Annotated in this window: 17 protein-coding genes; 16 read left to right on the forward strand and 1 reads right to left on the reverse strand. The window is 34.2% G+C overall.

The features are described 5' to 3' along the window. Positions 1 to 132: 132 nt before the first annotated feature. From RCJ96_RS24015 to RCJ96_RS24080, 14 genes are all read left to right on the forward strand, one after another. Positions 133 to 2,463, forward strand: a complete 2,331-nt coding sequence (locus tag RCJ96_RS24015) for a right-handed parallel beta-helix repeat-containing protein (protein WP_074607920.1) — start codon at positions 133 to 135, stop codon at positions 2,461 to 2,463. Positions 2,464 to 2,695: 232 nt separating this feature from the next. Further along, complete coding sequence (locus tag RCJ96_RS24020; protein ID WP_074607922.1) at positions 2,696 to 3,310, forward strand: sugar transferase; 615 nt, start codon at positions 2,696 to 2,698, stop codon at positions 3,308 to 3,310. Further along, positions 3,307 to 3,939, forward strand: a complete 633-nt coding sequence (locus RCJ96_RS24025) for an acetyltransferase (protein ID WP_000697621.1) — start codon at positions 3,307 to 3,309, stop codon at positions 3,937 to 3,939. Before RCJ96_RS24020 ends, RCJ96_RS24025 begins: the two co-directional genes overlap by 4 nt. A gap of 16 nt (positions 3,940 to 3,955) precedes the next feature. After that, positions 3,956 to 5,113, forward strand: coding sequence for an aminotransferase class I/II-fold pyridoxal phosphate-dependent enzyme (locus RCJ96_RS24030; protein ID WP_074607935.1), 1,158 nt, complete (start codon positions 3,956 to 3,958; stop codon positions 5,111 to 5,113). A gap of 271 nt (positions 5,114 to 5,384) precedes the next feature. Further along, entirely contained in the window at positions 5,385 to 7,322 is a 1,938-nt protein-coding gene (locus tag RCJ96_RS24035; protein ID WP_074607926.1) for a lasso peptide isopeptide bond-forming cyclase, read from the forward strand. 14 nt (positions 7,323 to 7,336) lie between these two features. Then, complete coding sequence (locus tag RCJ96_RS24040) at positions 7,337 to 7,462, forward strand: paeninodin family lasso peptide (RefSeq protein WP_139302779.1); 126 nt, start codon at positions 7,337 to 7,339, stop codon at positions 7,460 to 7,462. Between the two features lie 104 nt (positions 7,463 to 7,566). Then, positions 7,567 to 8,544: an aldolase gene (locus RCJ96_RS24045; RefSeq protein WP_080493727.1), complete on the forward strand. Its 978-nt coding sequence runs from the start codon at positions 7,567 to 7,569 to the stop codon at positions 8,542 to 8,544. Beyond that, positions 8,495 to 8,800: a lasso peptide biosynthesis PqqD family chaperone gene (locus RCJ96_RS24050; protein ID WP_000990395.1), complete on the forward strand. Its 306-nt coding sequence runs from the start codon at positions 8,495 to 8,497 to the stop codon at positions 8,798 to 8,800. Before RCJ96_RS24045 ends, RCJ96_RS24050 begins: the two co-directional genes overlap by 50 nt. A 36-nt stretch (positions 8,801 to 8,836) precedes the next feature. After that, a complete protein-coding gene (locus RCJ96_RS24055; protein WP_001989480.1) occupies positions 8,837 to 9,310 on the forward strand; it encodes a lasso peptide biosynthesis B2 protein in 474 nt (157 codons plus the stop codon). Between the two features lies 1 nt (position 9,311). Continuing rightward, complete coding sequence (locus RCJ96_RS24060; protein ID WP_074607928.1) at positions 9,312 to 10,499, forward strand: nucleotidyltransferase domain-containing protein; 1,188 nt, start codon at positions 9,312 to 9,314, stop codon at positions 10,497 to 10,499. 11 nt (positions 10,500 to 10,510) lie between these two features. Next, the gene (locus tag RCJ96_RS24065; protein WP_242304339.1) at positions 10,511 to 12,310 is read left to right on the forward strand and encodes an ABC transporter ATP-binding protein; all 1,800 of its coding nucleotides are present in this window, start codon (positions 10,511 to 10,513) and stop codon (positions 12,308 to 12,310) included. A gap of 228 nt (positions 12,311 to 12,538) precedes the next feature. Next, on the forward strand, positions 12,539 to 12,862 hold the full coding sequence (locus RCJ96_RS24070) for a PadR family transcriptional regulator (protein WP_001102620.1): 324 nt from the start codon (positions 12,539 to 12,541) through the stop codon (positions 12,860 to 12,862). Beyond that, positions 12,855 to 13,397: a DUF1700 domain-containing protein gene (locus RCJ96_RS24075; RefSeq protein ID WP_046198986.1), complete on the forward strand. Its 543-nt coding sequence runs from the start codon at positions 12,855 to 12,857 to the stop codon at positions 13,395 to 13,397. Before RCJ96_RS24070 ends, RCJ96_RS24075 begins: the two co-directional genes overlap by 8 nt. Beyond that, positions 13,398 to 14,204: a DUF4097 family beta strand repeat-containing protein gene (locus RCJ96_RS24080; protein ID WP_074608383.1), complete on the forward strand. Its 807-nt coding sequence runs from the start codon at positions 13,398 to 13,400 to the stop codon at positions 14,202 to 14,204. 87 nt (positions 14,205 to 14,291) lie between these two features. Here RCJ96_RS24080 and lexA read toward each other — a convergent pair whose 3' ends face one another. After that, positions 14,292 to 14,912 (reverse strand): transcriptional repressor LexA, encoded by a 621-nt coding sequence (gene lexA, locus RCJ96_RS24085; RefSeq protein ID WP_000413738.1) that lies wholly within the window; start codon positions 14,910 to 14,912, stop codon positions 14,292 to 14,294. 141 nt (positions 14,913 to 15,053) lie between these two features. Here lexA and RCJ96_RS24090 point away from each other — a divergent pair, with 141 nt between their 5' ends. Both RCJ96_RS24090 and RCJ96_RS24095 read left to right on the forward strand, forming a co-directional pair. Then, on the forward strand, positions 15,054 to 15,710 hold the full coding sequence (locus RCJ96_RS24090; RefSeq protein WP_000991471.1) for a YneB family resolvase-like protein: 657 nt from the start codon (positions 15,054 to 15,056) through the stop codon (positions 15,708 to 15,710). A gap of 45 nt (positions 15,711 to 15,755) precedes the next feature. Then, positions 15,756 to 15,995, forward strand: coding sequence for a DUF896 domain-containing protein (locus RCJ96_RS24095; protein WP_000948565.1), 240 nt, complete (start codon positions 15,756 to 15,758; stop codon positions 15,993 to 15,995). Position 15,996 lies beyond the last annotated feature (1 nt).

Below are 15,996 nucleotides of genomic sequence, written 5' to 3' on the forward strand. Positions count from 1 at the left end.
TCATGCATAGTATTCTATTAAAGGGATACTTATGTAGGCAGAATATAAAATATTTATCCCAATCTACTGATATAAGTTTGAATTTTCTGGTGAAATTCAGCTTGCATCTTAGTTGGAGGTTATATATAAATCATGGCAAAATTTCAGGTGACATGTGTTTTAAAAAGTAATCTTCCTGTGTTAAGCGAGGGAGAATTTTGTTTTTGTATAGATACTAGTGAGTTATTTATTGGGACGAAAAAAGGGAATGTAAAAGTATCAACAGAGAATAAATTTGAGAGGTTAGTAAGTAAAATTAAAAGCAATACATTTGGAGGTTTTACTTCCAGAAAATCACTGATTGGAGAAACAGAATCTGCTAATGTGGTTTCGGGCACGTATGTTCTTGAGTTAGAGAGATGGAATGTTAAAAATGATGGAACGGACGCTGATAATACTTCTAAAGGGATTAATAATGCATTATTATGGGCATCTCAACAAGGGTTTATAGAAGTTGTTTTACCCCCGGGGACATATTTAATTGATGAAAATACACCAATTGAGCCACAAAGCTTTATGACTTTAAATTTAGGTGGATCAACTTTAAAAATAAGAAGTAATGGATTAGTTAAATATGCAATCGTACGATATCAAAGAAATCAAAAATTTTCTCGGGTTACCAATGGAAGAGTTGAAGGGGATAAAGATACACACGATTATACAACGATTCCTCATACTCATGAATGGGGATATGGGATTGAAGTAGGGAATACGACTCCTGCTGAGGGGAGTAATATGAATTACATTTCAATAGATAATATGGAAATTTTGAATTGTACTGGCGATGGTATAGCGATGGAAAGTACATGGGGACAAATTGGAGAATATGATTTTGCTGGTACATTTGAAGTGGGCGGGATTAGTGATGTCAATGGTGCCCTAATAGTAGATGATAATAAAATTAGATCGAATTTAAAAATAGATTTACATCATGATAGCATTATAAAGTGGGGATATTTCGGTTTGTATGGAGATGGCTATGGTGGAATTGGTTCAGAGATATACACAGAATTATATGATGTGTTGTTTTATAAGGCTGATAATACTTTTGTAACGGCTGCTAAGAGAGTAAGGTTTTTTGAAGAAGTGAGTGTTCCGAAAGAAGCAGATTATGCGAAAATAGTTCTTCACCAAGGTGAAATACCTACGGAAAATGGTTGTAAAATAACTGTTAGAATTCCGGAATTCTCTAAAAATGTCTTTGTTGAAAAATGTAAAATACATGATTGTAGAAGACTTGGGATAAGCGTATCTGGAGCGAAACAAATTTACATTAGAGATTGTGAAATTTACAAAATGAAAGGTACAGCACCTCAGGGAGCAATAGATATTGAAGATGGATATCTATTAAATCAATATATAAACATTGAGCGTAATAATATATATGATAATCAAGGATATAACATTGTTGTAGTCGGTGGTAGATATATTAATATTATTCAAAATAAATTAGCTAATAATTCATTAGTAGTGGGCGAAAATGTAGAGAAAGTGATTATAAACAATAACCACTTAAGGGAAGTAAGTTGTGTTTTAAGCGGAGAAGTAACTTTTACAAATAATCAAATGTATGCTACTCGAGTCACGATAGATCAAGGAGACAAAGAAGCGCTTATTGGTAACTGTATTTTCCATAATAGTGCGTTATTAATGGGAAGAGATAAAGCGTATTGCATTCAAGTTAACCAATGCGAATTTTTTAGTGATCAAGATTTATTTCATTCATTTTCACAGTTAGGTTCAATAATAGGTTTCTCAGCAGAACCACAAACTATATCAGATTGTGTTATTAAAGGAGGGGCTGTAGAGGGTACAAGTTTAACAGGTGTATCACCTGGTATGAAAAATGGATGGAGATTAAATAATATTTCTTTTATAGATACGAAACACCCGCAAGGAATCATTACGAATTTACCGCCAGGAGTATATACGGGATGCAAATTTGAGAACAGCGGTACAATATCATTTGTTACAAAAACGCCTCAAGCAGAATATGAATTTAATGGATGTTCATTTAGTTGGGATGCGTATAATCTTTTTACTGTTGAGTCTTCTCAAAGGATAGCGATGCTAAAAGTGAAAAATAGTAATTTTAGAGGGGGAAGATGGGGCTCAGCATTTTTTTTGTGGGACATTGGGGGAAGAATCGAATTTAATAATAATGCATTCGAATACCTTAATTCGGAATCGACAGACAGTATAATTAATTTTTGGAATGAAACATTTACGAGTGAGTTTATGTTAATAGAAAATAATATATTTAGGTCAAATAAAAACATGATAGGCTTGAATGCAAATCAGATTTCATCCTCAATCACTTTGATTTTTAAAGATAATATTGTGGACACAGTAGTTATAAAGTTAAGGGATGAACATATAAAAAAGGATAATTATATTAATGGCGTCTTTGATCCTTCCGTGTAAAGTTATAGGAATTAATGGAGTAACAGACACTTCCTAAGTAGTGATACCGCATGGAAATAGTTACATGAGTTAGTTATGTTAACCTATTTGATGAGATAGAATGAATGATAGATAACGTAATTAAACAAAACAAGAGGCAACTAAATTTAGTTGCCTCTTGTTTTGTTTAATTGCATATAAAGTTTTAAAAGGTTAGGAGTATTAAACATAAATAGGTAAGGGAGGATAGTACATGAAAAGAATTTTTGATGTATGTATTTCTTTATTGTTATTATTTGTATGTTTACTTCCTATTTTTGTTGTAGCAATTTTAGTTAGGATGAAATTAGGATCTCCTGTACTGTTTACACAACAGCGCCCAGGACAACATGGAAAGCCGTTTAATCTTTATAAGTTTCGAACGATGCTAGATAAGAAGGGTAGTGATGGGGAATTACTTCCAGATCAAAATAGACTGACTGCTTTTGGGGCAATTCTTCGAAAATATAGTTTGGATGAGTTACCCCAACTTATAAATGTTGTAAGGGGGGATTTAAGTTTAGTAGGTCCACGACCATTATTGATGGAATACTTACCCCTATATTCTAGTAAACAGGCTAAAAGGCATAATGTAAAACCGGGAATTACGGGATGGGCACAAATAAATGGTAGGAATTTGATTACCTGGGAAGAAAAATTTGAATTGGATGTATGGTATGTGGAGAATCGCTCTTTTTTATTAGACTTGAAAATAATTGTACTTACAATATTAAAAGTATTTAAAACAGAGGGAATAAACCATGTAGGGCATGTGACAATGGAGCGATTTACTGGAGGGAAAATAGAAATAAAGGGGGAGGGAAAATGAAAATTTTAATAATAGGATGTGGTGGGCACAGCAAGGTTGTGAGGGATATAATTTTATCAAATAAAGGATATGAAATAGTCGGTTATTTAGATGATTTGTATACAGGTATAAATATTGTAGATAATCTTTATTTTGGAGCAATTGCAGATGCAAGGGAAATTATCAATAATTTTAATGATGTAAAGCTCGTTATTGCTATAGGAAATAATAAAATTAGAAGGGAAATTGCAGAAATATTAAATCAACAAAGTAGCATATATGCTACTTTAATTCATAAAACAGCCATTATAAGTTCAAATGCTTATATAGGAAACGGAACGGTAATTATGCCAAATGTGGTTGTTAATGCGGATACTTTCATCGGTAACCATACTATAATAAATACGGGCTCAATAATAGAACATGATAATATAATTGATGATTTTGTTCATATTTCACCACATGCTACGCTTACAGGTTCTGTCACTATAGCAGAGGGGGCACATATAGGAGCATCAGCTACTATAATTCCAGGTGTTCAAATTGGTAAGTGGTCAATTGTTGGAGCTGGTTCTGTTGTCATAAATGATTTTCCATCTAATTGTACTGCTGCTGGTATTCCAGCCAAAGTTATTAATGTAGTAAATTAAGAGGAGATGAAGAATGATGATAAAAAATAAGGAGAAAATCTATCTTTCCTCTCCACACATGAGTGGAAATGAACAAAAATATATTAAAGATGCCTTTGACTCAAATTGGATTGCACCTCTTGGTCCAAATGTAGATGAATTTGAAAGAGAGCTTGCTTCTTTTGTAGGAGTTAAGGGTGGGGCTGCGGTTAGTTCGGGTACGGCTGCCATTCATTTAGCTTTGCGATTATTAGACGTTCAAAAGGGAGATACAGTATTTTGTTCAAGTTTCACTTTTGTAGCGAGTGCGAATCCGATTGTTTATTTGGGAGCTGAACCGGTATTTATTGACTCAGAACCGGAAACATGGAATATGTCACCACAAGCTCTAGCATTTGCGTTGCATGATGCTAATAAAGCAGGGAAATTACCGAAGGCTGTCATTCTTGTTCATTTATATGGTCAGAGTGCTAAGGTAGATGAAATTCTTTCGCTTTGTAATCAATATGATGTTCCTATAATCGAGGATGCAGCAGAATCTTTAGGTTCTACATATAAAGGGAAAGCAAGTGGTACATTCGGGAGGTTTGGGATTTATTCATTTAATGGAAATAAAATTATTACAACTTCAGGCGGCGGAATGCTAGTTTCTGATGATGTGGAAGCGTTAGAAAAGGCGAGATTTTTAGCGACACAAGCAAAGGATCCAGCGCCACATTATGAGCATAGTAAGGTAGGGTATAATTATCGAATGAGTAATATATTGGCTGGTATTGGAAGAGGACAATTAGAAGTGTTAGAAGACAGGGTGAGAGCTAGAAGATCTGTATATAAACGGTATTACAAAGAATTATCTCTCATACCAGGATTTTATTTTATGCCTGAATTAGAAAATACCCGCTCGAATCGTTGGCTTACTACATTGACAATTGATGAAAAGGAATCCGCGATCTCTAGTGGAAAATTATTGAGAACTTTAGCAGAAGAGAATATTGAAGCACGTCCTATGTGGAAGCCACTGCATTTACAGCCACTCTTTAAAGGTAAGAAGTATTATCCGCATAGCAAAAATGAAGATATGTCGCAGTACCTATTTCAAAGCGGAATTTGTTTGCCTTCAGGATCTAATATGTTAGAAGAAGATCAACAAAGGGTAATTCAAGGTATTTTAAAAGCTGTAGAATGGAAGAAGTAAAAGAAAAGTGAGTGAAAGTGGAATTAGATGTGTATACGTACCACAAATTGTTCTTTATAATGAATTTTTTTAGGCGATCAGTTTTAAAATCCATAAAAAAGAGAGGATTATGGATGTTGAATATCTATGTATTAGTCTAAAAGTAAAGTAAGGCATGTAATTGAGAAAATAAATAATTTCGTTCTTAAAAAAGAATGAAAAAGAGGGAGGGTTAACGAATTTAATATGTAAATAGTATTTGTAGTAATTTTCTATATATTAGGAGGGGAAAATGAGCGCTATAACTGGCATTATTCACTTTAATAATGAACCTATATCAATTGAACATGGCACACGATTAATGAGTGACTTACGAAAGTACCCTGCTGACGATATTCAAATATGGCACAAAGAAAATATTTTTTTTGGGTGTCACGCACAGTGGATTACACCAGAGTCAGTTGGTGAACAACTACCCTTTTATAATTATGAAAAGCAATTGACAATTACAGCGGATGCTATTATTGATAATCGTGATGAGTTATTTGAAAAATTACAAGTGGATTATTCAGATCGGAAAAATATGGCAGATAGTGAGTTAATTTTACTCTCTTATCAGAAATGGGGAGAAGAGGCTCCAAAATATTTGGTAGGCGATTTTGCCTTTATGATTTGGGATGAAAAAAAACAAATGCTTTTTGGGGCCAGAGATTTTTCGGGAAACCGGACGCTTTATTTTTATCGTGGTGAGGAAAAATTTGCTTTTTGTACTATTATAAAGCCATTATTTACTCTACCATACGTTGAAAAACAATTGAATGAGCAGTGGTTTGCTGAATTTTTAGCTATACCTGTGAATTTCGAATCGGTAGATCCTTCTTCAACAGTATATAAAACTATTGAGCAAATCCCACCTTCCCATTCTGTAATTGTGAAAAATGGGAAAGTGCAGTTAGCGAGATACAATACACCAATTACTGGAGAAAGGCTTCAGCTCAAATCAAATGAAGAGTATGAAGAAGCGTTTTTAGAAGTGTATCAAAATGCTATAAGATCACGTTTACGTACTCATCATCAAGTAGGGGCCCATTTGAGTGGAGGACTTGATTCGGGTTCTGTAGTTAGCTTTGCTGCACGAGATTTAAGTGCAACAAATAAACGACTACATACATATAGTTATGTGCCAGTAAAAGGCTTTGTAGATTGGACGCATAGAAGTAGAATGGCTGATGAACGACCTTTTATTCAATCAACTGTACAGCATGTAGGGAATATTAAGGAGCATTATTTGGATTTTTCAGGAAGAAGTCCTCTATCAGAAATAGATGAGTGGCTTGAAATTCTAGAGATGCCATATAAATTCTTCGAGAACACTTTTTGGCTTAGGGGAATTTATGAGAAGGCCCGGTTACAAGGGATTGGGGTACTTTTAAACGGACAGAGAGGAAACTGGACGGTGTCATGGGGCCCGGCTTTGGATTATCAAGCTATGCTTTTGAAAAAGATGAAATTGCGGCGCTTTTTGCACGAGTTATATTCGTATAGTAAAAATATTGGTGTAAAGAAATCGCGAGTATTTTCAGTGGTGAGAAAAAAGACATTTCCATTTTTGAATCGAATGTCTTTATCAAAAAATCAAATTATGTTTCCTAAAATAATAAATCCAGAATTTGCAAATAGAATGAATGTATTTGAGAAACTTCTAGAACATGATGTTGATATAACAGGAACCTCTATAACAGATGTATATGAAATAAAAAAAAGGCAATTTGAACAGTTATATTATTGGAGCATAACTGGTACATACGGATCTAAATTATCTTTGCGCTATTCTTTATGGGATCGAGATCCAACGAATGATTTACGGGTTGTTCAATTTTGTTTAGCTGTTCCAGAGGAACAATACGTTCAAAATGGTGTGGATCGGGCACTAATTCGAAGAGCAACCAAAAATTATTTGCCTGATAAGATAAGGTTAAATCAACTTACTCGAGGTGTTCAAGGTTCTGATGGTGTTTATCGTATGACGCATCAATGGAGTGGATTTATTGAAGAGCTTGAGCAGCTTAGTAAGGATCCTATAATTTCAGAATTCTTGGATATAGAGGTTATTAGAACTGCGATTTCTAAGATTAAAGAAGAACCCCATCCAGAATATGCATTTGATTTGGATTTTCGAATTTTAATGCGTAGTTTAATAGTATATCGATTTATGAAGAAAATTATTTGAAGGGAGGTGACATCATGAAAAAAGATTGGACCACTCCTACACTGGAAGTACTTGATATTAATATGACAATGGCTGGACCGGGACTTAAAACACCGGATGCTGTTCAACCAGATATTGATGAAGTAGTGCACTATAGTTAATTTATCGAGTAGCAATTAGATCTCATGTTTCCTATCCCCCTTATACACTAGAAGTATAAGGGGGATTTGTAAAACAACGTTGATAATTATTTGGAGTGAGAGAGTTGATTAAAACTACAAAAACAAATATGTATAAAGTTTTTGGGCTAAGAGTGTTGAGTGAAATTCAATTGCCAGAATTACCTAGAATTAATGAACAAGAAGAAACGAGGGAAGTAATAATACGAACTGCTGATTTATTTCAGAAATGGAGTGAATTTACTAACACAGAACAAAATTTTGTAGTTGATAAAAACGTAGTTATGATTCGTATTCCTGATACAGCTATATTTTCTATACAAGAAGGAAAGCAAATCATTGTTTCGCCTATGGGGAACACTTGTGAAGATAAGATACGACTTTATATACTTGGAATTTGTATGGGAGCCTTATTAATGCAGAGAGGAATATTGCCTTTGCACGGGAGTGCAATAAATATTGATGGAAAAGTGTATGCTATTTTAGGTAATTCAGGAGCTGGGAAATCAACCCTAGCAGCAGCTTTTTTAAGTAAAGGATATACACTTTTGAGTGATGATGTAATTGCTGTGACAGTTTCAGCAGATAAGACTCCAATTGTGATTCCATCTTATCCGCAACAAAAATTGTGGGCGGAAAGTTTGAATGCTTTTGGAATGGGAACGGCAAGTTATAATCCATTGTTTGAGCGAGAAACAAAGTATGCTGTGCCTGTACAATCTCATTTTTTCTCTGAACCATTACCTCTTGCTGGTGTTATTGAGTTAACGAAAACAGAGGATGAGAATGTTGAATTAATTCGAATGGAAGGACTTGAACGGCTGCGTACATTGTTTTTTCACACGTTTCGTAAGTTTTTAGTTACGCAATTAAAATTGACAGAGTGGCATTTCACTACTTCTACAAGTGTGATAAACAAGGTAGATATGTTTCATTTGAAACGTCCAAATAATAGGTTTACAGCACATGAGCTCGTATCAATTATATTAAAAACTATACATGGAGGAGTAATAGATGATGTATACAGAGAGAATTTCTCTAAAGTGTCAGATTGTCCAAAGTGAAGAGAATATTGTGAGTGATATGGATGGGGAAAAAGTAATGTTAAATGTTCGGAAAGGGAAATATTATAATTTGGGAGAAACAGGGGGGGAAATTTGGGACCTAATAAAAACTCCAATTATAGTTACCGAACTTGTCAGTACATTGTTGTCAAAGTACAACATTGAACGGAGCGATTGCGAAGAACAAGTTCTTTCCTTTTTAGAGTGTTTATTTCAAGAAGATTTAATTCAAATAAAAGGTCAATCTAATAGATAGATTTGTAATGTTAAGAAAACTGTTAGGAAGGGATTAATGAATATTGTGAAAAGGTTAAGGGTATTTTTATCGCTGAACATGGAAACAAAGCTTTTATTTTTAGAGGCTTTTATTTTTTTAGGGTGGGCGCGTGTACTAAAAAGTATTACCTTTTCCAAAGTTGCACCTTCTTTAGGGGATTACATGAACGAAACATCAGTTGCTCAAATTCAGCCACACGGGGATACACTAAAAAAGGTGTCTGAAGCTATTTCTATTATGAGCCGTTATACTTTTTGGGAAAGTCAGTGCCTTGTTAAAGCTATAGCTGGGATGAAAATGCTCGAAAAACGTCACATTGAGAGTACTCTTTATTTAGGAACTGCTAAGGATAATCATGGGGAATTAATTGCGCATGCATGGTTACGGAGTGGTTCTTTTTATGTTACTGGATCAGAAGGAATGGAGAAATTTACTGTCGTTGGATCATTTGCAAAGAGGCTAAGTGAGGACACTATTAAAGGAGAATAAAATGGAGAAAGATTTTGGTCTGAATGTAGAGTTCATGTCTAAGGAATTGAAACTTCTTTTTGCAATTTTGAAGTTACAAGATGATGAAACAGTGCAAACGTACAGTAATGAATGGTTTTCGGATATTGATTGGGAGGTATTTCTTGAGCAAGCTGTGCATCATCGCGTTTATCCGGTGATATATCAAAAATTTAAACAGGTGGATGAGGAGCTAATTCCTTCACATATTGTACAAACTTTGAATAGGAAATATAAAAAAAATACATTTCACATGCTTTATTTAAGTGCTGAAATGGAACGAATAAATAAACTATGTAATGAAAATGGGATTCGTATGATTTTTCTAAAAGGACCAGTACTATCTCAGGACTTATATGGGGATATTTCTTTACGAACATCCTGTGATTTGGACGTTCTAATTCCGATGCAAAATTTAGAAAAAGTAGAAATCCTACTTTTAGAGCAGGGGTACGTAAAAGATGATTATATTCAAACGATATTAAATGATTGGAAATGGAGGCATCATCATATAACATTTTTTCATCCAACAAAGCAGATTAAGCTTGAGATTCATTGGAGGTTAAATCCCGGACCGGGTAAGGAACCTGGGTTTGAAGAACTTTGGAAGCGAAAGAGAAAAAGTACCCTTACGAGTAATTCTGTATATATGTTAGGGGAGGAAGATTTATTTTTGTTTCTTGTATCTCATGGTGCTAGACATGGTTGGTCCAGATTACGCTGGTTAGTGGATATAAAAAAAATTGTCGATCAAGATCTTAATTGGAGTGAGATTCATAAGTTAATGAGAAAATATCAAATGCTTCATTTAGGAGGACAAGCATTAATTTTAGCAGCTCAATTGCTAGGTATACGACTAGATGAAAGGATGATGGAATTAGTAGCGAAAAAACATTCAAAGCAGTTAGCTCAAGAGGCGCTGTTTTATTTCAAGCAAATGATAAATTTGCATACCGAACCTGTCCCAGAAGAAGTATTTATCTATCATAGTCGACACTTATTTTCATTAATGTCTAATCAGCAAAAGATTTTATATATTATGAGCCAATTATATCCTTATCCCATTGATGCAAAAACATTACCGTTACCTAAATTTCTTCATTTTTTATATTTTCCTTTACGCCCGTTTTTATGTCTTTGGAGGAAAACAAAGAAGCTTGCTTTGTTATAGGGGGAACATCGATGAATCATATTATATATTTTATGAAGAAATTATATTCTTCAGCGGGAAAAATAATGTATGTGAATTTATTTGGTATGGTTTTAATCAGTTTACTTGAAGGGATAGGTATTATTTTATTAATTCCTATGATAAGTATGACTGGAATAATTAATTTAGGCGAGGAGACTACTTTTATTGTACCTGTCTCTAGATTTTTGCAGGATTTTCCTAAAACAACAAGTTTAGCTTTTATTTTAGGTATATATATACTAATAGTGTTAGGTCAAAATTTACTACAAAGAAATATAGCGCTAAGGGATGCGAGAACGCAACAAGCTTTTGTACGAGAATTAAGAATAGAAACATATAGTATGATTTTAAAAGCAAAGTGGAGTTTTTTTTTAGAGAAAAGGAAAACAAACCTAATAAATATATTAACTACAGAATTAGCTCGTGTAAGTTATGGGGTTAATTTAATTTTACAATTGTTAGCTGCTATTCTGTTTACATTTATACAGGTGGGGATTGCATTTTTATTATCTCCTCAAATAACTATATTTGTTTTGGTCTTTGGTTTATTATTCTTGGTAGCTTCTCGTGTTTTTATAAAAAAAGCACGAATACTAGGCGGTAAGACCTCAGAATTGGCAAAAGATTATCTTTCTGGTATAACAGATCATTTTAATGGAATTAAAGAGATAAAGAGTAATACTTTGGAATCATCACGTTTAGATTGGTTACAATCTATAACAGAAAAGATGAGTAATGAGCAAATGGAGTATATGAGAATAAGATCGAACTCTCAATTGTTTTATAAAGTTTCAATGGCTATATTAATTGCATTTTTTTTATTATTATCAGTAAGTATGTTTCAAGCGCAATCCACTCAACTACTATTAATCATTCTCATTTTTTCTAGACTGTGGCCAAGATTTATGACGATTCAGTCAAATTTAGAACAACTGGCTGCAAGTATTCCTGCTTTTAAGTCATTATGGGAGCTGCAAGAGGAATATAAGGAAGTGTTTGAAATGCAGGATATACATCAGCAAAAGCATATAAAGCCGATTTGTATTGAACAAGGTATTGAGTGTAAGGATGTTCACTTTCGTTATAATAAGCAAGAATCTTTATACGCACTTCAAAATATTAATGTACAAATTCCAATAAATAGTATGACGGCCATTGTGGGACATTCTGGTGCAGGAAAAAGTACATTAATTGATGTATTAATGGGATTAATCCAGCCAGAAAAAGGTCAAGTATTAATAGATGGTACTCCACTTATAACTGATAATATATTGTCATTAAGACGGGCTATTAGTTATGTACCACAAGATCCTTTCTTATTTAATGCGAGCATAAGGGATAATTTATTGATGATTGAACCGAATGCAAGTGAGGAAGAAATTTGGGATGCATTAAGTTTTGCGGCCGCCGCTGAATTTGTACAAACACTTCCAAAGGGGCTTGATACATTGATTGGAGATCGTGGTGTGAGGCTTTCAGGTGGTGAACGTCAGCGACTTGTATTAGCTCGAGCTATTTTAAGAAAGCCATCGATTTTAGTATTAGATGAAGCTACAAGTGCATTAGATGCTGAAAATGAAGTAAAAATCCAATCAGCAATAGAAAGATTGAAAGGAACAATGACTATTGTTGTGATTGCGCATCGTTTATCAACTATACGCAATGCAGATCAAGTCATTGTCTTAGGAAAAGGTGAAATTGTCCAAAAAGGTGAATTTAATCAATTGGCTAAAGAGAGAAAAGGTGTATTCCGAAGTTTATTAGGGGCACAAATGGAAGTTGGTTCTTAGAGGAGAAAGAGTGAATGAAGTTTTGTATGCAAGCGGTTCGAATCGAATAAAAGCCCGAATAATGGTCAGTTATAATAGGACATTATTAGGGCTTTTATTTGTGCGTTTTTTAAATTTAGGTAGTAAATACAAATGAGTACCTTGCAATAAACAATATCGAGTGGTATATTATGGATATGCCAGGTACCGTGTATTGAACAGTACTGGAATGAGAAAGGGGGATTGCACTTGAACGTTCAGTTTAAAAAAGGTGTGTTAGAACTGTGTGTATTGGCACTTGTGAAACGTAAAGATTGTTACGGTTATGAACTTGTTCAGCAAATCTCAAATAAATTTTTAATATCGGAAGGGTCAGTATACCCTTTATTACGTCGTTTAACGAAAGAAGGATATTTTCAAACGTATTTAAAAGAATCTACGGAGGGACCGCCTCGTAAATATTATCAACTAACTGAGCAAGGGGAAACGCAACTGAATTTGTTAGTAACAGAGTGGCGTGATTTTGCGAAAGGTGTACAAGAAATTATTGAAGGGGTGGAATGGGATGAGTAAAGAACAGTTTCTTAAGGAATTATCAAGTCATCTTAGAAAGTTACCGGACGAAGAGAGGAAAGATATTTTATTTGATTATGAAGAGCATTTTCAGTTTGGGATAGAAGAGGGGAAAACTGAATCGGAAATAATAAAGGGTCTTGGCTCTCCGAAAGTAATTGCAAAAGAATTACTTGCGATGTATCGATTTGATGAAATGAAAAAAGATCCGTCAACTTCAAATGTGACAAGAGCTGTTATGGCAGCGATTGGACTTAGTTTGTTTAATTTCATTATTGTATTAGGCCCGTTAGTTGCAATTATCGCTTTTATATTCTCTTTTTGGGTCGGTGGGATTGCTAGTGTAGTGACACCATTTTTCGTAATTGGAAAAGTATTTATGGGTACATTTATATGGTTAGATGTATTCGTAAGTATAACATTTGTTGGGATAGGTTTGTTGTTATGTATTATCGCTTATTATAGTACGAAGTGGTTTAAAAGGTTATGTGTACGTTATGTCATATGGAACTTCAAAATGATAAAAGGAGAGTAGATGATGAAAAAAATATTGTTAGTAGCGATCGCTTGTATCATTATTGGAGTAATAGGAATTTCACAAACATATGAAAAAGCAGTGCAAACTGCAGAAAAAGGAAACAAAGAAGATATAATTAAAAACGAAACACTAAAAAATATAGAAGTTAAGTTAGATGTCGGGGATATTGTTGTCCAAAAATCTCCTGACGCTTCTTTTTATGTAAAGCAATCAGGAGATGCGCGTAAACAAGAGATTCGTATTACTGAAGATAGTGACACATTAAAAATCATTGGAGAAAGAGAAAAAGGTGCTTCATTTGATTTTTCTTTTTACGATTTTAGGTTTCAAACGTCTACATTGACTCTCCTTGTGCCTGAACGCTCTTACCAAGATGTAAAAGTAAATTCATCTGCTGGACAAATTGAAATAAGTGATGTGAAAAGTGACCGTGTAAGTGCTAGAACACTTACTGGAGAAGTGGATTTGAAACATGTAACGGCTAAGAATGTGGAGGGATCTACAAAAGCTGGTGAAGTAAACTTTAAAAAAGTAATAGGGAAAGTGACTGCAAAAACGACCAGTGGGGAAATAAATATTCTAGATCATGATTCTAAGTACAATCTAGAAGCAAGTTCAACTGCGGGAGATATAAATATTACTTTATCGGAAAAACCAAAAGATGCGGTAATTACTGGGCAAAGTGCTGCCGGGGATGTAACAATTTTTAATGAAGAAAATAAAGACGTAACGATTGGTAATGGGAGTAAAAAGATTAGCGGTAAAACAGCTGCGGGCGATGTGACGATTGAAACGCGTTCGTAAGAAATAGAATGTGTGAAAATCTATCAAAATACAAAAAAAGAAGATAATTACCTTATATAAATAAGGTAATTATCTTCTTTTATATTCTTAATGTAAATCACGATATACGCCAATTACTTTACCGATAACTGACACTTGCTTTAAAATGATAGGTTCTAATGAAGAGTTTTCCGGTTGTAGACGGAAATGGTCTTTTTCTTTATAGAAACGTTTAACAGTTGCTTCATTATCTTCTGTTAAAGCGACTACAATTTCACCATTATATGCAGACTGTTGTTGGCGAACAACAACTAAATCTCCATCGAAAATACCAGCTTCAATCATACTATCTCCAGAAATACGTAACATAAACACTTGATCTGCTCCTGCGACAATGCTAGCTGGAAGAGGGAAGTGTTCCTCAACGCTTTCGACTGCTGTAATTGGTAATCCAGCAGTAACTTTCCCGACAATTGGAACTTGAATAACAGATTGTGTTTCTGTATCCATTCGGTCTTCACCTAAAATTTCAATTGCGCGTGGTTTTGTTGGATCGCGTCGAATGTATCCTTTTTCTTCTAATCTTGATAAATGTCCGTGCACTGTAGAACTAGAAGCGAGGCCGACTGCTTGACCAATTTCACGTACGGAAGGTGGATATCCTTTTTCTTGTACTTTTAGCTTAATAAAGTCGAGAATGTCTTGCTGGCGTTTCGTTAACTTTTCCATGTTTTCTAACACCTCGTTTTCTTTCATTTTTCTTATTAATAAGTATAACATGTGAAAAAACATTCTACAAACATAAGTTCGAACAAAAGGCGAATTTATGTTACACTAAAGGGAAATTATAGTGAGAAAGAGGGGTTCATAATGAATGCAATTATTTATGCGCGTGTGAGTACAACAAAAGAAGCGCAAGAAACATCATTATTACGTCAAAAAGATGAATTATTGCATTTAGCGGAGCGCTATCAAATGAATGTTACTAAGGTGATTGAAGAGCAGGCTAGTGGCTATACAATTGAACGTGATGGTATATTAGAAGTGCTAGATACAATTCGAGACGAACAAATTGATGTGCTACTTATACAAGATGAAACGCGCCTTGGTAGGGGGAATGCAAAGATTGCGTTAATGCACTGTTTACATAAAGAAGGAATAAAAGTATATACGCATACACATAATGGTGAATTGCAATTGTCGGATTCTGATTCAATGGTATTAGATATTATTGGTATTGTTGAAGAGTATCAAAGAAAGATTCATAATTTAAAAATTAAACGTGGTATGCAACGAGCAGTAGAAAAAGGCTATCGTCCAGAAAATAATTTAAAGAATCGTCATTTAAGTGTAGGACGAGAGAAGAAAGAAGTGCCAATTGAGGAAATTGTACGTTTGCGTAAGAGTGAACTTACTTTCGAAGAAATTGCAGCAACACTACGTGGCTTTGGTCATAATGTTTCAAAAGCGACGGTACATCGTAGATATGTAGAGTATACAAAGCAATTGCTTGATAAAGAAGAGTAACTATTGTATGATAATAATCAGTTTTGAGTAGAAGGGGGATTCGAGATGCTTAGTCACGAACTCGTTGAACGCATTAACTTCTTAGCGAAAAAAGCAAAAGCTGAAGGTTTAACTGAAGAAGAACAACGTGAGCGTCAATCGCTACGTGAACAATATTTAAAAGGATTTCGTCAAAATATGTTAAACGAACTAAAAGGAATTAAAGTCGTTAACGAACAAGGTACTGATGTTACACCGGCGAAATTAAAAGCTTTAAAAAAGCAAGATAATGCAAAATTAAACTAAA

It is taken from the genome of Bacillus sp. BSL6 (assembly GCF_052928345.1).